Origin of the sequence: Brevibacterium ihuae, assembly GCF_900184225.1 — a bacterium.
In the GTDB taxonomy this organism is placed as follows: Bacteria; Actinomycetota; Actinomycetes; order Actinomycetales; family Brevibacteriaceae; genus Brevibacterium; species Brevibacterium ihuae.
This window is the reverse complement of the sequence record NZ_FXWZ01000003.1, coordinates 1-20,014: the sequence shown is the minus strand read 5'-3', so window position 1 is coordinate 20,014 and position 20,014 is coordinate 1. Positions and strand designations below refer to the sequence as shown.

Below are 20,014 nucleotides of genomic sequence, written 5' to 3'. Positions count from 1 at the left end.
ACCGGTCGAGCCGGCTCAGCCGGTGAAGAGCTGCGCTGCCCGGAGGAGTGTCTGGACGAGCCCGTACCCGAGCCCGAGGACGACGACGGCGGCGAGTCCGAGCGCGACCGCACGGTGGAACGCGTTCGAGCCGTGGCTCGCGACTTCGCCGGATTCGTCGGCGGCGGCGCTCGTGCCGGTCGCGGCCTCGACCTCCTCGGCGGAGGCGTGGTGCCGCTCGTGGACGGGGCGGACGAGGAGGTTCGCGATGAACCCGACGGCGAGCACGCCGACCATGATGAAGAGCGAGAGGGTGTAGAGGTCCGGTCCCTCCCGGCCGGCCGCGGCCTGCGATTCGATGACGGTGTTGACGATGAGCGGTCCCGCGATGCCGGCTGCCGACCAGGCGGTAAGCAGGCGGCCGTGGATCGCGCCGACCTGCATGACGCCGAACAGGTCCTTGAGGTAGGCCGGGATCGTCGCGAACCCGCCGCCGTAGAACGACAGGATGACGAGGGTCGCGAGGAGAAACACGATGAGCGAGTCCCCGGCGAGGGCAATGAGGAGATAGAGCAGCAGCCCGAGCCCGAGGTAGAGCATGTAGATGTTCTTGCGCCCGATGTAGTCCGAGACGCTCGACCACACGAAGCGCCCGGCCATGTTCGTCAGCGACAGCATGCCGACGAACCCGGCGGCCGCGGCGGCGGTGATCTCCGGGAAGAAGTCCCGGATCATCGGGGCGGCGTTCTCGAGGATGCCGATGTCGGCGGTGACGTTGGTGAAGAGGACGATCCAGAGGAACCAGAACTGCGGAGTCCGCATCGCCCGGCCGACGGCGACGTGGTTGTCGGTCTGCATCGGCTTCGCGGTGGCCTTCTCCGGATCCCAGCCCTGCGGCTTCCAGTCCGGGTGCGGCACGCGCACGACGAAGGCGCCGGCGGTGATGAGCACGGCGTAGACCACCGCGAGGGTGATGAACGTCGGGGTGAGGCCCGCGACGAGGTTCTCCGGCTCCGACCCGCCGCCGTAGAAGGCCATGAGCGCGTTCGACAGCGGACTCGCGATGAGCGCACCGCCGCCGAACCCCATGATCGCCAGCCCGGTCGCGAGCCCCGGCCGGTCGGGGAACCACTTCATGAGAGTCGAGACCGGGGAGATGTACCCGATGCCCAGTCCGACCCGCCGATGAGCCCGTAGCCGACGTAGACGAGTCACAGCTGGCCGGTGGAGATGCCGAGCACGGACACGAAGAAGCCGGCCACCCAGCAGGCGCCGGCGAGCAGCATCGAGGCGCGGGGGCCGTTCTTCTCCACCCACGTGCCGCCGAACGCGGCGGACAGCCCGAGGACGGCGATGGCGAGGGTGAAGATCCAGCCGACGGCGACCTCGCCGACCCCGTAGTGGTCCATGAGGGGGAGCTTGAACACGCTGAAGGCGTACACCTGGCCGATGCACAGATGGATGGCGAGGGCGGCCGCCGGGACGAGCCAGCGGTTGAACTCCGGGGTCGCGGTGATCGCGGCCTTGCCGAAGCGGGATCCGCGCCGGGTGCGTGCGGGCGGTGCCGAGGATGCGTCGTTCACGAGTTCGTCCTTCCGCGAGATCGCCGTCGATCTCGGATGCGACCGGGTCCGGCGGATCACAGGGGAACCTGCCGATGTGAGCCATGTTACACTCGCGGCATGTCGCGGTTGAGCTTCCTGGGATGGCCTGTCGTCAGGCAGTTCCGGTCCGGTGACATCACCGGACGGGGCAGCGCGGTGACCTCCCCGCGCACCCGCGCGACCTCCCCCCGGACTGCGGATGCCGACACCGTCGCCCAGAGCGTGTGCCCGTACTGCGCGGTCGGGTGCGGTCAGCTCATCTACGCGAAGAACAACCGGGTCATCCAGATCGAGGGCGATCCCGACTCCCCGATCTCGCGCGGTCGCCTGTGCCCCAAGGGGGCGGCGAGCGAGCAGCTCGTCAACCAGTCCGGGCGTGTCACCCGGGTCCTCTACCGGGCGCCGGGCGCCGCGGACTGGGACACCCTCGACCTCGACCGTGCGATCGACATGATCGCCGACCGCTTCCTCGAATCCCGCCGCCGGCACTGGCAGGACGTCGACGCCGACGGCCGGCCGCTGCGCCGCACGATGGGGATCGCCTCGCTGGGCGGAGCGACGCTCGACAACGAGGAGAACTACCTCATCAAGAAGCTCTTCACGGCGGCGGGGGCGATCCAGATCGAGAACCAGGCCCGCATTTGACACTCCGCCACGGTTCCCAGTCTGGGAGCCTCGTTCGGACGAGGGGGCGCCACGCAGTCCCTGCAGGACATGGCCAATGCCGACTGCATCGTCATCCAGGGCTCGAACATGGCCGAATGCCATCCCGTCGGGTTCCAGTGGGTCGCCGAGGCGAAGGCGCGCGGTGCGAAGATCATCCACGTCGACCCCCGCTTCACCCGCACCTCCGCGGTCGCGGACACCCACGTCCCGATCCGGGCGGGCACGGACATCGTGCTCCTCGGCGCGCTCATCAACCACGTGCTGAGCAACGACCTCCACTTCGACGAGTACGTCCGGACGTTCACCAATGCCGCGACGATCATCAACGAGGAGTACGGGGAGCCCGAGGACCTCGAAGGGCTGTTCTCCGGCTTCGACCCCGAGACCGGGGCCTACGACCTCGCGTCCTGGTCCTATGCCTCCGCCGACGGCAGCGGTCGGCCGGTGCCGCCCGGCGCCCCGGCCGCTGAGGACCCGAGCCTGCAGCACCCGCGGTGCGTGTTCCAGATCCTCAAGCGGCACTTCCAGCGGTACACCCCGGAGCTCGTCGCCGACGCCTGCGGCATCGCGCCCGCCGACTTCGCCCTCCTCGCCCGGACGATCACCGAGAACTCCGGCCGCGAGCGGACGACGTGCTTCGCGTACGCCGTCGGCTGGACCCAGCACACGCAGGGCGCCCAGTACATCCGCACCGCTGCGATCCTCCAGCTGCTCCTCGGCAACGTCGGCCGTCCGGGCAGCGGCATCATGGCGTTGCGCGGACACGCCACGATCCAGGGCTCGACGGACATCCCAACCCTGTTCAACCTGCTGCCGGGATACCTGCCGATGCCCAAGGCCGGCACCCACGACACGCTCGCCGACTACCTCGACACCGTGGGCACGAAGGAGCAGAAGAGCTATTGGGCGAACGCCGACGCCTACACGATCAGCCTCCTCAAGGCCTGGTGGGGCGATGCGGCGACGGCGGAGAACGACTACGCCTATGACTACCTGCCGCGGCTCACCGGTCCGCACGGGACGTACCAGACGGTGATGAGCATGCTCGAGGACGAGGTCGAGGGCTACTTCATCCTCGGCCAGAACCCGGCGGTGGGCTCCGCCAACGGCCGCATGCAGCGTCTCGGCATGTCCCACCTCAAGTGGCTCGTCGTGCGCGACTTCTCCCTCATCGAATCCGCCACCTGGTGGAAGGACGGCCCGGAGATCGAATCCGGGGAGCTCCGCACCGAGGACATCGACACCGAGGTGTTCGTCCTGCCGGCGGCCAACCACACGGAGAAGTCCGGCAGCTTCACCCAGACCCAGCGCCTCGTGCAGTGGCGGCATCAGGCGGTCACCCCGCCGGGCGACGCGCAGAGCGAGCTCCACTTCTTCCACGAGCTCGGTCGGCGGATCCGCAGCCGCCTCGCCGATTCCACCGACCCCCGCGACCGGCCGCTGCTCGACCTCACGTGGGACTACCCGGTCGACGAGCACGGGGAACCCGATCCCGAAGCCGTGCTCGCCGAGATCAACGGCTACCACCTCACCGGGGAGCGGGCCGGCGAGCCGCTCGACGGCATCGCGGAGCTGCGGGCCGACGGCTCGACCTCCAGCGGGTGCTGGATCTATTCGGGGATCTACGCCGGCCGGGAGAACATGGCGGCCCGCCGCGTGCCGGGCCGGAAGCAGGACGAGATCGCCTCCGCCTGGGCCTGGGCATGGCCGGCGAACCGGCGGATCCTCTACAACAGGGCCTCCGCCGACGCCGAGGGCAGGCCGTGGTCCGAGCGCAAGAAGCTCCTGTGGTGGGATGCCGAGGCCGGTCGGTGGACCGGGCCCGACGTCGCCGACTTCCCCGTCGACCGCGCTCCCGGCACCCCGCCCGACCCGGACGCCTCCGGCCCGGCGGCGCTCGGCGGCTCGGACGCCTTCATCATGCAGCCCGACGGGAGGGGCTGGCTGTTCGCCCCGACCGGGATGATCGACGGCCCGCTGCCCACCCACTACGAGGCGCAGGAGTCGCCGGTCGCCAATCCCGTGTACCCGCAGCAGCAGAACCCCGCCCGGATCGTCTTCCCGCGCGCGGACAACCTGTTCGCCCCGAGCGCGGGAGCGGCCGGGGCCGAGGTCTACCCGTACGTCTTTACGACCTACCGGCTCACCGAGCACCACACCGCCGGCGGGATGAGCCGCTGGCTGCCCTATCTCTCCGAGCTCCAGCCGGAGATGTTCTGCGAGGTGTCGCCCGAGCTCGCGGCCGAGCGCGGTCTCGAGCCCAACGGGTGGGCGACGGTGATCTCGCCGCGCGCCGCGATCGAGGTGCGGGTGCTCGTCACCCGCCGGATGACGCCGCTCACCGTCGGCGGGCGGACGGTCCACCAGATCGGACTGCCCTACCACTGGGGTGTGGGCGGCGGCGACGCCGTCGTCAGCGGCGACTCCGCCAATGACCTCATCGGCATCACGCTCGACCCCAACGTGCTGATCCAGGACTCGAAGACCGGGTCGTGCGACATCCGGCCCGGCCGCCGACCCCGCGGCCCCGCGCGCGAGGCGCTCGTCCGGGAGTACCTCGACCGCGCCGGGGCGACCACCGCCACCGACAGCGCCGCCGTCACCGCTCCGGCGGTGGCCGAGGGAACGCAGACCCCGGTCGATGCCGAGGCGCCCCAGAAGGGCGATCCGGCGGAGGCGGGAGAGTCCCACGCCCTCCGTGCCGAGGAGGAGGCCGGCGAGCACGCGCCCGGCGGCGCGGACTCCGTTGACCGCGAACCCGAGGAGGAGCGATGACGACCGAACACGCGCGCAAGGGATTCTTCACCGACACCTCGATCTGCATCGGGTGCAAGGCGTGCGAGGTCGCGTGCAAGGAGTGGAACCGGAACCCCACCGACGGGGACTTCGAGATCCTCGGCTCGTCGTACGACAACACCGGCGGGCTCGGCGCCAACACGTGGCGGCACGTCGCCTTCATCGAACAGGATCGCGAGCAGATCGACCGTGCACGCGAGTCCGGCCGCCGGCTCGTCCCGCTCGGGATGCCGCAGGTGGGTCCGCCCGCCGCACGCACTGCGCCGGGCGCTGCTCCGGGTGCTGCGGGACCGGGGGCTGCGGGCGACTCGGGTCCGGTCGATGTGCTCGGCGGGCTCGCCGACGGCACCGTGTCGACCGCCGACCCCACCGGTCCGGGCGCGGGAGCGGTCGGGTCCGCGACGGTCGACACCGCGCCGCCGGACACTCCGCAGTTCCGGTGGCTCATGTCCTCAGACGTGTGCAAGCACTGCACGCACGCGGGCTGCCTCGACGTGTGCCCCACCGGGGCGCTGTTCCGCACCGAGTTCGGCACCGTCGTCGTCCAGGCCGACATCTGCAACGGCTGCGGCACGTGCGTCGCCGGCTGCCCGTTCGGGGTCATCGAACGCCGCGACGACGGCACGGTGAGCCCGAAGACCGACCGCGAGGGCCGGGCGCGCCGCGCACAGGACGTCCCCCACGCCGGGACGGCGAACAAGTGCACGCTGTGCTACGACCGGCTCGTCGACGGGCTCACCCCCGCCTGCGCGAAGACCTGCCCGACCACCTCGATCAGGTTCGGGGACCGGACGGACATGGTCGATGCTGCCCAGGAGCGCGTGCGCGCCCTCCACGCGCAGGGGATGACCGAGGCCCGGCTCTACGGCGCGAACCCCGACGACGGCGTGGGCGGCACCGGGTCGGTGTTCCTCCTCCTCGACGAGCCCGAGGTCTACGGCCTGCCGCCGGACCCGCGGGCTCCCACGAAGGACCTGCCGCAGATGTTCGCGACCGCCGGGATCGCGGCGGCCGGGATGCTCGCCGCGACCGCCCTCGCCTTCCTCGGAGGACGCTCATGACCCTCTCCGAGTTCGACAGCTACCGCCCGCCGGAGACCCGCCGGCGGCGCCGCTCCGTTCTCCGCGCCGCCCGGGTCGGGATCGGCCGGGGTCGCCGTCGCGGCGGAGCGGGTGCGAACGACGGCTCGCGGGAGATGCCGGTCGTCGAGGACGTCGAGTTCACCTCGTACTACGGCCGGCCGATCGTCAAGCCGCCGCCGTGGGGGCACGAGATCGCCGCCTACCTGTTCCTCGGCGGGCTCGCCGGGGGATCGGCGCTGCTCGGCCTCGGCGCCCAGGTCACCGGCCGGGATTCCCTGCGGCGGAGCACCCGGCTCACCGCGCTCGGCGCAGCCGGCGTCGGGGTGGTGTTCCTCGTCGCCGACCTCGGCCGGCCCGAGCGCTTCCTCCACATGATGCGGACGGTGAAGATCACCTCGCCGATGAGCCTCGGCTCCTGGCTGCTCGGGGCCTTCAGCACCGGGGCCGGTCTCGCGGCCGCCGCGGAGGTCGACCGGCTCACCGGTCGGCGTCTGCCGCTCGGACCGCTCCGGGCCGCGCTGCGCGCCGTCGAGGCGCCCGCCGGCGCGGGCGCGGGACTGCTCGGCGCGCCGCTCGCCGTGTACACCGCGGTCCTCCTGTCCGACACCTCGGTGCCGACGTGGAACGCCGCCCGGCGGACCCTGCCCTTCGTGTTCGCCGGATCCGCCGGCCTCGCCGCCGGCGGGATGGCGATGGTGACGACTCCGACCGCGCAGACGCGGCCGGCCCGGGTGCTCGCCGTGCTCGGCGTCACCGGGGAGATCCTCGCGATGCGCGTCCTCGAGCGCACGGTCCACCCGGCTGAGGCGGAGCCGCTCGAGCACGGGCCCGCCGGGCGGAAGCTGCGCTGGGCGGAGCGCCTCGCGGTCGCCGGGGCATGCGGCACCGTGCTCGGGGGATCGAACCGGATCGCGGCGGCGGTGTCCGGGGCCGCGCTGCTCGGCGCCTCGGCGCTCACCCGGTTCGGGGTGCTCGAGGCGGGCATCGAGTCGACGAAGGACCCCCGTCACGTCATCGAGCCGCAGAAGGCCCGCCTCGCCGCCCGCCGCGCGGCCGGCATCACGCACGACTCGATCACGACGGCGGGCTGACCCGGACGGGCCGGGCCCGTGCGGCAGGTCAGCGGATCCGGACCCCGGTGCCGGCGACGATCTCGCCGATGACCGGGTGGCCCGGCACCTCGCCGACGACGAGCAGCCCGCCCGAGGTCTGCGCATCGGCGAGGAGGAGCAGGACGTCCTCCCCGATCCCGGGGTCCGCCGCGAGGTGGGGGCGCACCCAGTCGAGATTGCGACGGGTGCCGCCGGACACGAACCCGTCGGCCAGCGACTCCCGCGCCCCGTCGAGCACCGGCACCGCCGCGGAGTCGAGGACGGCGCCCACCCCGGAGGCCCGGCACATCTTGAACAGGTGGCCGAGCAGCCCGAAGCCGGTGACGTCGGTCGCCGCCCGGGCGCCCGCGGCGAGCGCGGCCCGGGAGGCGTCCCGGTTGAGCGCGGTCATCGTCGCGACCGCCTCGTCGAACACCTCACCGGTGGTTTTGTGGCGGTTGTTGAGGATCCCGAGGCCGATCGGCTTCGTCAGCGTGAGCGGCAGGCCGGCCGCGGCGGCGTCGTTGCGGAGCAGCCGGTCCGGGTGGGCGGTCCCTGTCACCGCCATCCCGTACTTCGGCTCCGGGTCGTCGACCGAGTGCCCGCCGATCACCGGGCAGCCCGCCTGCTCGCCGATCGCCAGTCCGCCGCGGAGCACCTCGGTGAGGAGCTCCATGGGCAGCACGTCGCGCGGCCAGCCGACGAGGTTGATCGCGACCGTCGGCTCGCCCCCCATCGCATAGATGTCCGAGAGCGCGTTCGCCGCGGCGATCCGGCCCCAGTCGTAGGCGTCGTCGACGACGGGGGTGAAGAAGTCCGCGGTGGACAGCACCGCGAGGTCCGGACGGACCCGGACCGCGGCGGCGTCGTCGCCGTCGTCGAGGCCGACGATGACCTCGTCGGACCGCTGCCCGGCGAGCGCGGCGACCGCGTCCTCGAGCTCGCCCGGGGGGATCTTGCACGCGCACCCCCCGCCGTGGGCCATGCCGGTGAGGCGGATGCCGGACGGCGCCGCGGAGCTCGGTTCGGGGACGGAAGCGGGTCGGGAGTCCATGCGGCCAGTCTTCCGCGCCGCCGGAGCCGCGTCCAGCCCCGGTCCGCGCTCCGGCCCCTCTCGCGTCGGGCACCCGCCCGCGGTCCGGTCCCGCTGCGTCCGGCTCCCGCCCGCGGTCCGGTGGTAGGTTGGCACCGGAGGCGTCCGGGTCCTGGTGGGCCCCCCGGTCTTCAAAACCGGTGAGACCGAGCATCTCGGTCTGGCGGGTTCGATTCCCGTCCGCCTCCGCCGGACCCGGAGATCCGCGGTCGGCTCCCGCCGGCCGGTGCGAGGAGGCGAGAGTGGACGATCCGCGCCGCGACATCCCGCGCACCGACCGCCTGCTCGCCCTGCCGGCCGTGCGCGCGGCGGCCGCATCGCTGAGCGCGCGAGTGGTCCGCGACCTCGTCCGCGCGGTCCAGGATCGGGCCCGGCGCGGGGAGATCGCACCGTCCGCGGTCGAATCCGAGGTCCTCGCCGCCGTCGCCGGCCGGAGCCGCTCGTCGCTGCGTCCGGTGCTCAACGCGACCGGCATCGTCGTCCACACCAACCTCGGCCGCGCTCCGCTGTCCGCGGCCGCGCGCGCCGCCCTCGCCGACGCCGCCGGGTACGTCGACGTCGAGCTCGACCTCGCGACCGGCGCCCGGTCCCGGCGCGGCGCCGCGGCCCGCGCCGCGCTGCTCGCCGCCTGCCCCGCCGCCGAGGACGTGCTCGTCGTCAACAACGGCGCCGCGGCCCTCGTCCTCGCCGCCACCGCTCTGTCCGCCGGGGCCGAGCTCGTCGTCGGCCGCGGGGAGCTCATCGAGATCGGCGCGGGCTTCCGACTGCCGGACCTCCTCACATCGACCGGCGCGCACCTGCGCGAGGTCGGCACGACCAATCGCACGCACCTCGCCGACTACACCGCGGCGATCGGACCCGGCACCGGATGCGTGCTCAAGATCCACCCGAGCAACTTCCGCATCACCGGATTCACCGCGGAGGCGACGCTCGGCGAGCTCAGCGGGCCGTGCCGGGAGGCCGGCATCCCGCTCCTCGCCGACCTCGGCAGCGGACTCCTCGCGCCCGATCCCGTGCTGCCCGACGAGCCCGACCTCGACTCCGCGCTGCGCGCCGGAGCCGACCTCGTCATCGCGAGCGGCGACAAGCTCCTCGGTGGACCGCAGGCCGGGATCATCGCCGGCCGCGCGGACCTTGTCGCCCGGCTCGCCCGCCACCCGCTCGCCCGAGCCGTGCGCGCCGACAAGCTCACCCTCGCCGCGCTCGAGGCGACCGTGACCGCCGGTCGACCACCCGTCACCGCTGCGATCCACGCCGACCCGGCAGCGCTGCGGGAGCGCGCCGAGCGCCTCGCGACGGCGCTCGACGCCGCGGTCGTCGCCCACGACGGCCGGGTGGGCGGCGGCGGAGGACCCGGCGTCCCGCTGCCCGGCTGGGCCGTCGCGCTGCCCGAGGCCGCGGCCGCACCGCTGCGCACCGGCGACCCGGCGGTGCTCTCGCGCGTCCACGACGGCCGGTGCCTCGTCGACCTCCGCTGCATCCCGCCCGCCGAGGACGACCGGGTGCTCGCAGCCGTTCGGACGGCGCTCGCCCGGATCGCCCGGCCGGAGGCCCCGTGAGCGAGTTCGTCGTCGCCACCGCCGGGCACGTCGACCACGGGAAGTCGGCGCTCGTGCGGGCCCTCACCGGCATCGAGACCGACCGCTGGGCGGAGGAGAAGCGGCGCGGCCTGACGATCGACCTCGGCTACGCCTGGACGACCCTGCCCTCGGGCGCGACGGTGTCGTTCGTCGACGTCCCCGGCCACGAGCGGTTCCTCGGCAACATGCTCGCCGGGATCGGACCCGCGCCGGTCGTGTGCTTCGTCGTCGCCGCCGACGAGGGCTGGAAGCCGCAGTCGAGCGATCACCGCGACGCGCTGGCGGCCCTCGGGATCGATCGCGGCGTCATCGTCGTCACGCGCAGCGACCTCGCTCCCGGGAACGTCCCCGAGGTCATCGCCGAGGCCCGCCGCGAGCTCGCCGGGACCGGCCTCGCCGAGGCCCCCGCGCTCGGGGTGTCCGCGCTCACCGGCTCCGGGCTGCCCGAGCTCCGCACCGCCCTCGACGCGGTGCTCGCCGGGACCCGTCCGCCTGCCGCAGACGCCCGGATCCGGCTCTGGATCGACCGCTCCTTCACCATGGACGGCGCCGGCACGGTCGTCACCGGCACCCTCGCCGCCGGGACGGTGAGCACCGGCGACCGCCTCGAGCTGTGCGGCCGGCTGCGCTCCGGGCCCGTCGACGTGCGGGGACTGCAGAGCCGGGGCAGAGCGGCCCCGGACGTGACCCCGACCGCGCGGACGGCGCTCAACCTCCGCGGCGTCTCCGCCGACGAGGTCCACCGCGGGGACGCGCTCCTCACCCCCGGCGCGTGGTGGACGTCGGCAGTGCTCGACATCCGCGCCCACGGCACCGACGCGCTCCCGCGACTGCCCGAGCGGGTCACCGTCCACCTCGGAACCGCTGCGGTGCCGGCCCGGTTGCGGCCCTTCGACGACCGGCACGGACGGCTCACACTCGAGCGCGCGCTCCCGGTGACCGTCGGCGACCGCATCATCCTCCGGGACCCGGGCTCCGCCGCGGCCCTCCTCGGCGCGCAGCTCCTCGACGTCGACCCGCCGGAGCTCGACCGCCGAGGCGCCGGAGCCCGCCGGGCCCGCGCCCTGTCCACGATGCCCCCGGAGGGGGACCTGCGCACCGAGGTCGAGCGGCGCGGGGCGCTGAGCATCGAGCGCGCGCGGCGCCTCGGCATCGCCGGCGCTGCGGATCTGGAGGCCGCACCCGGGACGGCGCGCGTCGGACCGCCCGCGGGGGTGGTCATCGAGGGCGGTCTGCTCGTCGCCGAATCCGCCCTCGAGCGCTGGGGCTCACGTCTGCGGAGCGCGCTCGACGCGGAGGCCGAGCGGGACCCGCTCTCGGCCGGGATGCCGTTCAAAGCGGCGGCGGACCTCCTCGACCTGCCCGCCGACCGCCTGCTCGGAGCCGTCGTCGCCGCGAGCGGCCTCTCCCGCTCCAGCGGCAGGGTGGTGCGCCCCGGCCCGGTCGGCCTGGGAGCTGCGGAACGACCCGTGGCCGAGCTCGAGGACCGCCTGCGCGCGGCGCCCTTCTCCGCCCCCGAGGCCGACGACCTCGCGCGCCTGGGCCTCGGGTCCCGCGAGCTCGCGGCCGCTGAGAACCGGGGCCGACTGCTCCGGCTCGCGGACGGCGTCGTGCTCCTGCCCGCGGCGCCGGCGCAGGCCATGCGCGTGCTCGCCGGCCTCGACCAGCCATTCACCGCGAGCGACGCACGGCAGGCGCTCGGGACGACCCGCCGGGTGGCGATCCCGCTCCTCGAGCACCTCGACGACCGGGGATGGACCCGGCGCATCGACTCCGGGCACCGCGTCGTCGTGCGGTGAGGCGGGCGCCGGCCGCATCGGCGCGGCGGTAGGATGACCCCTGTACCCGAGAACGGAGAGAGGCGAGTCGTGACCGATATCCTCAGCGAGTTGAAGTCCCGCGATCTGGTGGCGATGTCCACCGACGAGGAGGCGCTGGCCCGGGCGTTCGCCGCCGGGCCGATCAACTTCTATATCGGATTCGACCCCACGGCGCCCAGCCTCCACATGGGCAATCTCGTCCAGCTCCTCTTCGCCCGCCGCCTCCAGCTCGCAGGGAACAACCCCTTCGCCCTCGTCGGCGGGGCCACCGGTCTCATCGGCGATCCGCGGATGTCCGGCGAGCGCACCCTCAACGAGCGCGAGGTCGTCGAGGGCTGGGTGACGCGGATCCGGAGCCAGATCGAGCGGTTCCTCGACTTCGACGGTCCGCACGCGGCCCAGGTCGTCAACAATCTCGACTGGACCGGCGGGATGAGCGCGATCGACTTCCTCCGCGACATCGGCAAGCACTTCTCGGTCAACCGGATGCTCGCCAAGGAGACGGTCTCCGCCCGTCTCAACAGCGATCACGGCATCTCGTTCACCGAGTTCTCCTACCAGATCCTCCAGGCGCACGACTTCCTCCAGCTCCATCGGCGCCATGGCGTCGTGCTCCAGCACGGCGGCTCGGACCAGTGGGGCAACCTCACCGCCGGCACCGACCTCGTGCGGCGCGTCGAGCGGGTCTCCGCCCACGCGATGGCGACCCCGCTCATCACCAAGGCCGACGGCACGAAGTTCGGGAAGACCGAGTCCGGCACCGTGTGGCTCGACCCGGAGCTCACCAGCCCCTACGCGTTCTCGCAGTTCTGGCTCAACGCCGACGACCGCGACGTCGTCAAGTACCTCAAGGTGTTCTCGATGCGACCGCTGGCCGAGATCGAGGAGATCGCCGCGGACTTCGCCGAGGCCCCGCACCAGCGGCTCGCCCAGCGCGTCCTCGCCGAGGACGTCACCACGCTCGTCCACGGGGAGCAGCAGACCCGCCAGGCCTTCGCCGCCGCGCAGGCGCTGTTCGGGTCGGGTGCGCTCACCGATCTCGAGCCCGCGACCCTCGCCGCCGCGACCCGTGAGCTGCCCACGGCGGAGGTCCCCGCGGCCGAGGTGTCCTCCGGCATGCCGGTGATCGACGCCTTCGCCGCAGCCGGGATCGTCAAGTCGAAGGGCGAGGCGCGCCGGGCGGCCAAGGAGGGCGGCGCCTACGTCAACAACACCAAGGTCGGCGCCGAGGACCAGGTCCTCACCACCGCCGACGTCCTCGACGCCGGCGACTCCGGGGTCATCCTGCTGCGCCGCGGCAAGAAGACGCTCGGCGCGGTCCGCGTCCTCGGCTGATCGGCGTGCGGGCGGCGGACGGTCGACGATGACCGGGCACAGCGGTCATCATCCCTCGGGCCGGGCCGCGGCTGCCGCGCCCGCGGAGACGGGGACCCTGCGCGGTGTCGCGGTGTTCACCGGCATCGCCTTCGCACTGCCATGGCTGCTGTGCCTGCCGCTGTGGATCACCGGGATCGACCTCGCCCCGGATTCGACGCTCGGCGCCGCAGCGGCATCCGGCGGGGAGGCCCCGGCGGACCCGGGTGCGGTGCTCGCGATGCTCCTCCCGCAGATCCTCGTCGGGCTCATGATGTTCACCCCGGCCGTCGCCGCGCTCGTTGCCGGCCGCTGGGTCGACGGACTGCCTTGGCGCAGGCTCCTCATCGCGCTCGGACTCGGCCCCGTCCGCACCCAGCCCGGGTTCCCGCTCGCGCGGCGCGGCGCGGCGCGCCTCATCGGGCTCCTCGCCGTGGCGCTCCTCGGCACCTGGGCGATCGCCGGCGGTGCCCTCGGGGTCGCATTCCTCGTCTCCGACGCCCGGCCCCGGCTCGAGGGCTCGGTGTTCGCGGCGCTCGTGGGGGACGAATCCCTCACGGTGCTCCTCATCGCCCAGCTCGTCGGCATCGTCGTCGGGGCCTTCGTCAACACGGTGCCCGCCGCGGGCGAGGAGATCGGCTGGCGGGGCTATCTGCAGCCTGCGCTCACCGCTCGCCTCGGACTCGTCCCGGCACTCGTCCTCGGGGGAGTGCTGTGGGGAGCCTGGCACTCGCCGGTCCTCCTGCTCGGATACAACTTCGGGTTCTACGACCTGCGGGGCGTCGCGCTCATGTGCGTCGCCTGCATCCTCCTCGGGACGTGGATCGGCTGGCTGCGCGGAGTGTCCGGATCGGTGTGGCCGGCGGCCCTCGCGCACGGCGCCTTCAATGCGGCGGCCGGACTGTCGCTCCTCCTCCTGCCCGCGGGCACGGAGCCGGACGTCGTGCGCGCCGGTGCGCTCGGCCTCTCCGGGTGGATCGTCCTCGTTCCTCTCGCACTCGTCCTCGTCATCGCGACGCTCCGGTTGGGGCGCACGCCCCGGGACCCGGCGCGCGCTGTGCCGGCGGCCGGGACCGCCGACGCCGGGCGCGGTGCCGAACGCGTCTGAACCGCAGATGAACGGGGCGTGACCGAGGTCACGGGATCCCGAGTTGCGCCGGTCGGGCCGAGTGAGTAGGTTTGTACCTGTTGCTCGACGGAAACACCGAAGCGAGCGGGCCGGATCGGTCGGATACGAACGGATCACTGAGCCCCGCTTCCACTGGAACGGCAGAAGAGCAGCACCCGATCAAGCCCACGGCGGAGCGATCTGCCGGCTGGCACGATGTGGCTCAGGTCACAGCGGGAACGGTTTGCCAAGCAGACCGGATCGGGTCTAAAGTAGGAACTCGGCCGCGCTGCGGAGAACACAGCGGAAACGTTGCGCGAACTGCGGACTGCGTCTGTTCTTTGAGAACTCAATAGCGTGTTTGTTTGTTTTTGTGATGCCAGTTTTTTGTTTTACTGGTTGATTGAAAATTTGGTGGAGTAGCAGAATTTTGTTTTGTTTCTCTGTCTTTTTCTTTTGGCTGGGATTGTATTTTTCTTATGGAGAGTTTGATCCTGGCTCAGGACGAACGCTGGCGGCGTGCTTAACACATGCAAGTCGAACGCTGAAGCCTGCAGCTTGCTGTGGGTGGATGAGTGGCGAACGGGTGAGTAACACGTGAGTAACCTGCCCCTGACTCTGGGATAAGCCTGGGAAACTGGGTCTAATACCGGATATGACCATTCTCCGCATGGAGTGGTGGTGGAAAGTTTTTCGGTTGGGGATGGGCTCGCGGCCTATCAGCTTGTTGGTGGGGTGATGGCCTACCAAGGCGACGACGGGTAGCCGGCCTGAGAGGGCGACCGGCCACACTGGGACTGAGACACGGCCCAGACTCCTACGGGAGGCAGCAGTGGGGAATATTGCACAATGGGGGAAACCCTGATGCAGCGACGCCGCGTGGGGGATGACGGCCTTCGGGTTGTAAACCTCTTTCAGTAGGGAAGAAGCCTTCGGGTGACGGTACCTGCAGAAGAAGTACCGGCTAACTACGTGCCAGCAGCCGCGGTAATACGTAGGGTACAAGCGTTGTCCGGAATTATTGGGCGTAAAGAGCTCGTAGGTGGTTTGTCGCGTCTGCTGTGGAAACGCAAGGCTCAACCTTGCGCGTGCAGTGGGTACGGGCGAACTAGAGTGCAGTAGGGGAGTCTGGAATTCCTGGTGTAGCGGTGAAATGCGCAGATATCAGGAGGAACACCGGTGGCGAAGGCGGGACTCTGGGCTGTAACTGACGCTGAGGAGCGAAAGCATGGGGAGCGAACAGGATTAGATACCCTGGTAGTCCATGCCGTAAACGTTGGGCACTAGGTGTGGGGTCCATTCCACGGATTCCGCGCCGTAGCTAACGCATTAAGTGCCCCGCCTGGGAAGTACGGCCGCAAGGCTAAAACTCAAAGGAATTGACGGGGGCCCGCACAAGCGGCGGAGCATGCGGATTAATTCGATGCAACGCGAAGAACCTTACCAAGGCTTGACATACACCGGAATGTGCCAGAGATGGTTCAGCCCTTTGGGCTGGTGTACAGGTGGTGCATGGTTGTCGTCAGCTCGTGTCGTGAGATGTTGGGTTAAGTCCCGCAACGAGCGCAACCCTCGTTCTATGTTGCCAGCACGTGATGGTGGGAACTCATAGGAGACTGCCGGGGTCAACTCGGAGGAAGGTGGGGATGACGTCAAATCATCATGCCCTTTATGTCTTGGGCTTCACGCATGCTACAATGGTCGGTACAGAGGGTTGCGATGTCGTGAGGCGGAGCGAATCCCAGAAAGCCGGTCTCAGTTCGGATCGTAGTCTGCAACTCGACTACGTGAAGTCGGAGTCGCTAGTAATCGCAGATCAGCAACGCTGCGGTGAATACGTTCCCGGGCCTTGTACACACCGCCCGTCAAGTCACGAAAGTCGGTAACACCCGAAGCCGGTGGCCTAACCCTTGTGGGGGGAGCCGTCGAAGGTGGGACTGGTGATTGGGACTAAGTCGTAACAAGGTAGCCGTACCGGAAGGTGCGGCTGGATCACCTCCTTTCTAAGGAGCGAACACATTTCAGTGTTGCCATGCCCGTGCCATGTGTGTGCGGGGTGGTTGCTCATGGGTGGAACATCATAAGAACTGCTGCCTTCGGGGTCTTCGGGTCCTGGGGGTGGTGCCTGCCTGTCGGTGGCCTGTGTGCTGCTGGTGGGTGGGGGACGGACACGCTGTTGGGTCCTGGGAGAACAGGCCCCCACGTTTGTGGGTGGGTGTTTTTCTGTGGATGGCGGTCCTGCTGCCGTGCCGGCCTTCGGGTCGGTGTGCGGGGTGGGGTCTGCTGGTTGTTTGAGAATCGTATAGTGGACGCGAGTATCTGGACATCCTGCGCGCATATGTGTGTGGGGTGTTCTGTGTGATTTTGTTGTTGTGTTTCTTGTGTTATCCGACTCGGATGCGCCCGGTGCGTGGTTTCGGCTGCGTGGGGGTGTGTGTGAGTGTTCAAGAGCGCATGGTGGATGCCTTGGCATCAGGAGCCGATGAAGGACGTTGTAACCTGCGATAAGCCTCGGGGAGTTGGTAAACGAACGGTGATCCGAGGGTGTCCGAATGGGGGAACCCCGCGACATGTCATGTGTCGTGACCCGCATCTGAATATATAGGGTGTGTGGGGGGAACGTGGGGAAGTGAAACATCTCAGTACCCACAGGAAGAGAAAATAAGAATGATTCCGTGAGTAGTGGCGAGCGAAAGCGGAAGAGCCTAAACCGTGTGTGTGTCAAGCGTGCAGGCGTTGCATGTGCGGTGTTGTGGGGCTATCCGTCCGGGGTCTGCATTCCCTGGGCATGGTTGTGGTGTGTGTAGTCGAACAGGTTGGGAAGCCTGACCGGAGTGGGTGAGAGTCCCGTAGACGAAACGTGTGCCGGCTGTGTGTGATGGTTCCCGAGTAGGACGGGACTCGTGTAATCCCGTGTGAATCTGCCAGGACCACCTGGTAAGGCTAAATACTCCCTGATGACCGATAGCGGAGAGTACCGTGAGGGAATGGTGAAAAGTACCCCGGGAGGGGAGTGAAATAGTACCTGAAACCATGTGCTTACAAGCCGTCAGAGCCTTTCGGGGTGATGGCGTGCCTTTTGAAGAATGAGCCTGCGAGTTAGCGGTGCGTGGCGAGGTTAACCCTGGTGGGGAAGCCGTAGCGAAAGCGAGTCCGAATAGGGCGTCCCAGTCGCGTGTCCTAGACCCGAAGCGGAGTGATCTAGCCATGGGCAGGGTGAAGCACGTGTAAGAGCGTGTGGAGGCCCGCACCCACTTCAGTTGAAAATGGAGGGGATGACCTGTGGTTAGGGGTGAAAGGCCAATCAAACTCTGTGATAGCTGGTTCTCCCCGAAATGCATTTAGGTGCAGCGTTGCGTGTTGCTTGCCGGAGGTAGAGCTACTGGATGGCTGATGGGCCCCACCGGGTTACTGACGTCAGCCAAACTCCGAATGCCGGTAAGTGTAAGCGTGGCAGTGAGACTGCGGGGGATAAGCTTCGTAGTCGAGAGGGAAACAGCCCAGACCACCAACTAAGGCCCCTAAGCGTGTGCTCAGTGGGAAAGGATGTGGAGTTGCGAAGACAACCAGGAGGTTGGCTTAGAAGCAGCCACCCTTGAAAGAGTGCGTAATAGCTCACTGGTCAAGTGATTCCGCGCCGATAATGTAGCGGGGCTTAAGTACACCGCCGAAGTTGTGGCAATACCACGTGTGATGAGCCGCCGGCATGTCCGGTTGGTTGAGTTGTGGTATTGGGTAGGGGAGCGTCGTGTGGCCGGTGAAGCTGCGGAGTGATCCAGTGGTGGAGGCTATACGAGTGAGAATGCAGGCATGAGTAGCGAAAGACGGGTGAGAAACCCGTCCGCCGGATGACCAAGGGTTCCAGGGCTAGGCTAATCCGCCCTGGGTAAGTCGGGACCTAAGGCGAGGCCGACAGGCGTAGTCGATGGACAACGGGTTGATATTCCCGTACCGGCGAAGAACCGCCAATACCGAGGCATGTGATACTAACCGGCCGAGACTGTCTCCTGTCCTTCGGGACGGGTGCACGGTTGAGGGTGGGACCTGAATGTGTAGTAGGTAAGCGTGTTAACAGGTGTGACGCAGGAAGGTAGCCGGGCCGCGCGATGGTTGTCGTGGTCTAAGGTCGTAGGGCGACAGGTAGGTAAATCCGTCTGTCATGTGCCTGAGAGCTGATGGGCACCCACATCTGGTGGGTGATCCGGTGATCCTATGCTGCCGAGAAAAGCATCGACGTGAGGTTCTAGCCGCCCGTACCCTATTACCGACTCAGGTGGTCAGGTAGAGAATACTAAGGCGATCGAGAGAATCGTGGTTAAGGAACTCGGCAAAATGCCCCCGTAACTTCGGGAGAAGGGGGGCCATCCCGGTGATGAGAACATGCTTCTCGGAGCTGGTGGTGGCCGCAGAGACCAGGGAGAAGCGACTGTTTACTAAAAACACAGGTCCGTGCGAAGTTGTAAGACGATGTATACGGACTGACGCCTGCCCGGTGCTGGAAGGTTAAGAGGACCTGTTAGAACTTCGGTTCGAAGCGGAGAATTTAAGCCCCAGTAAACGGCGGTGGTAACTATAACCATCCTAAGGTAGCGAAATTCCTTGTCGGGTAAGTTCCGACCTGCACGAATGGCGTAACGACTTCTCCACTGTCTCAACCACGAACTCGGCGAAATTGCACTACGAGTAAAGATGCTCGTTACGCGCAGCAGGACGGAAAGACCCCGAGACCTTCACTACAGTTTGGTATTGGTGTTCGGTGTGGCTTGTGTAGGATAGGTGGGAGACTGTGAAGCATGCACGCCAGTGTGTGTGGAGTCATCGTTGAAATACCACTCTGGCCATAGTGGATTCCTTAACTTCGGACCCTGATCGGGTTCAGGGACAGTGCCTGATGGGTAGTTTAACTGGGGCGGTTGCCTCCCAAAGAGTAACGGAGGCGCCCAAAGGTTCCCTCAGCCTGGTTGGCAATCAGGTGTCGAGTGTAAGTGCACAAGGGAGCTTGACTGTGAGACGGACGTGTCGAGCAGGAGCGAAAGCTGGGACTAGTGACCCGGCCGTGGATTGTGGAATCGCGGTCGCTCAACGGATAAAAGGTACCTCGGGGATAACAGGCTGATCTTGCCCAAGAGTCCATATCGACGGCATGGTTTGGCACCTCGATGTCGGCTCGTCGCATCCTGGGGCTGTAGTCGGTCCCAAGGGTTGGGCTGTTCGCCCATTAAAGCGGTACGCGAGCTGGGTTTAGAACGTCGTGAGACAGTTCGGTCCCTATCCGCTGCGTGCGTAGGAAATTTGAGAAGGGCTGTCCTTAGTACGAGAGGACCGGGACGGACGAACCTCTGGTGTGCCAGTTGTACCGCCAGGTGCATGGCTGGTTGGCTACGTTCGGAAAGGATAACCGCTGAAAGCATCTAAGCGGGAAGCCTGCTTCAAGATGAGATTTCCATTGAGGCGCCCTACAGACTATGGGGTTGATAGGCCAGATGTGGAAACGCAGCAATGCGTGGAGCTGACTGGTACTAATACGCCGATCACTCACCCACCACCCTATTTCCGGGTGTGTTCGGGTCGGGTAACACAAGCACACACACCATCACTGTGCACACACCACCCCGCCGGTAAGCCGGCCGGGTGGAGACACGCTCGCGTCCACACATACGACACCCCCCACCACGTGTCGGGGGTTCCGCAGAACGAACACGCCCGCCGTGTTCCCCATAGTTTTGCGGTGGTCATAGCGGCAGGGAAACGCCCGGTCCCATTCCGAACCCGGAAGCTAAGCCTGCCAGCGCTGATGGTACTGCACTCGACAGGGTGTGGGAGAGTAAGACACCGCCGCAAT

9 protein-coding genes, 1 tRNA gene, 3 rRNA genes and 1 pseudogene are annotated in these 20,014 nt (G+C 68.6%); 11 read left to right on the top strand and 3 right to left on the bottom strand.

Annotated features, from left to right (window positions below):
- Positions 1-15: 15 nt before the first annotated feature.
- Positions 16-1,116: an MFS transporter gene (locus tag C1A17_RS05420; RefSeq protein ID WP_425427275.1), complete on the bottom strand. Its 1,101-nt coding sequence runs from the start codon at positions 1,114-1,116 to the stop codon at positions 16-18.
- 74 nt (positions 1,117-1,190) lie between these two features.
- Positions 1,191-1,562 carry an MFS transporter gene (locus C1A17_RS14805; RefSeq protein ID WP_425427274.1) on the bottom strand — a complete coding sequence of 124 codons (372 nt, stop codon included), beginning with the start codon at positions 1,560-1,562 and terminating at the stop codon, positions 1,191-1,193.
- Between the two features lie 99 nt (positions 1,563-1,661).
- Between C1A17_RS14805 and fdnG the strand changes: the two are divergent.
- The 3 genes and pseudogenes from fdnG to nrfD all read left to right on the top strand — a co-directional run.
- Positions 1,662-4,892 (top strand): annotated as a pseudogene (gene fdnG / locus C1A17_RS05410) (formate dehydrogenase-N subunit alpha); the annotation flags it as partial.
- Between the two features lie 128 nt (positions 4,893-5,020).
- Positions 5,021-6,106 (top strand): 4Fe-4S dicluster domain-containing protein, encoded by a 1,086-nt coding sequence (locus tag C1A17_RS05405; protein WP_101651600.1) that lies wholly within the window; start codon positions 5,021-5,023, stop codon positions 6,104-6,106.
- The gene (gene nrfD, locus C1A17_RS05400; RefSeq protein WP_101651598.1) at positions 6,103-7,218 is read left to right on the top strand and encodes an NrfD/PsrC family molybdoenzyme membrane anchor subunit; all 1,116 of its coding nucleotides are present in this window, start codon (positions 6,103-6,105) and stop codon (positions 7,216-7,218) included. The genes C1A17_RS05405 and nrfD overlap by 4 nt, the downstream gene beginning before the upstream one ends.
- A 28-nt stretch (positions 7,219-7,246) precedes the next feature.
- Here the strand turns inward: nrfD and selD are convergent, their stop codons facing one another.
- Positions 7,247-8,272, bottom strand: a complete 1,026-nt coding sequence (gene selD, locus C1A17_RS05395) for a selenide, water dikinase SelD (protein WP_101651596.1) — start codon at positions 8,270-8,272, stop codon at positions 7,247-7,249.
- 136 nt (positions 8,273-8,408) lie between these two features.
- Between selD and C1A17_RS05390 the strand changes: the two genes are divergently transcribed.
- From C1A17_RS05390 to rrf, 8 genes are all read left to right on the top strand, one after another.
- Positions 8,409-8,500, top strand: a tRNA-Sec gene (locus tag C1A17_RS05390).
- A 53-nt stretch (positions 8,501-8,553) separates the two neighbouring features.
- A complete protein-coding gene (gene selA, locus C1A17_RS05385) occupies positions 8,554-9,870 on the top strand; it encodes an L-seryl-tRNA(Sec) selenium transferase (RefSeq protein WP_101651594.1) in 1,317 nt (438 codons plus the stop codon).
- On the top strand, positions 9,867-11,690 hold the full coding sequence (selB, locus tag C1A17_RS05380; RefSeq protein WP_101651591.1) for a selenocysteine-specific translation elongation factor: 1,824 nt from the start codon (positions 9,867-9,869) through the stop codon (positions 11,688-11,690). The genes selA and selB overlap by 4 nt, the downstream gene beginning before the upstream one ends.
- A 69-nt stretch (positions 11,691-11,759) precedes the next feature.
- Positions 11,760-13,046, top strand: a complete 1,287-nt coding sequence (gene tyrS / locus C1A17_RS05375; protein ID WP_101651589.1) for a tyrosine--tRNA ligase — start codon at positions 11,760-11,762, stop codon at positions 13,044-13,046.
- Between the two features lie 28 nt (positions 13,047-13,074).
- Entirely contained in the window at positions 13,075-14,172 is a 1,098-nt protein-coding gene (locus tag C1A17_RS05370) for a CPBP family intramembrane glutamic endopeptidase (RefSeq protein ID WP_101651587.1), read from the top strand.
- A 476-nt stretch (positions 14,173-14,648) separates the two neighbouring features.
- Positions 14,649-16,175: ribosomal RNA gene (locus C1A17_RS05365) — 16S ribosomal RNA — on the top strand.
- Between the two features lie 431 nt (positions 16,176-16,606).
- Positions 16,607-19,715: ribosomal RNA gene (locus C1A17_RS05360) — 23S ribosomal RNA — on the top strand.
- A 181-nt stretch (positions 19,716-19,896) separates the two neighbouring features.
- Positions 19,897-20,013, top strand: a 5S ribosomal RNA gene (gene rrf, locus C1A17_RS05355).
- The 16S, 23S and 5S rRNA genes sit together here, the layout of an rRNA operon.
- The last annotated feature ends 1 nt before the right edge of the window (position 20,014 follow it).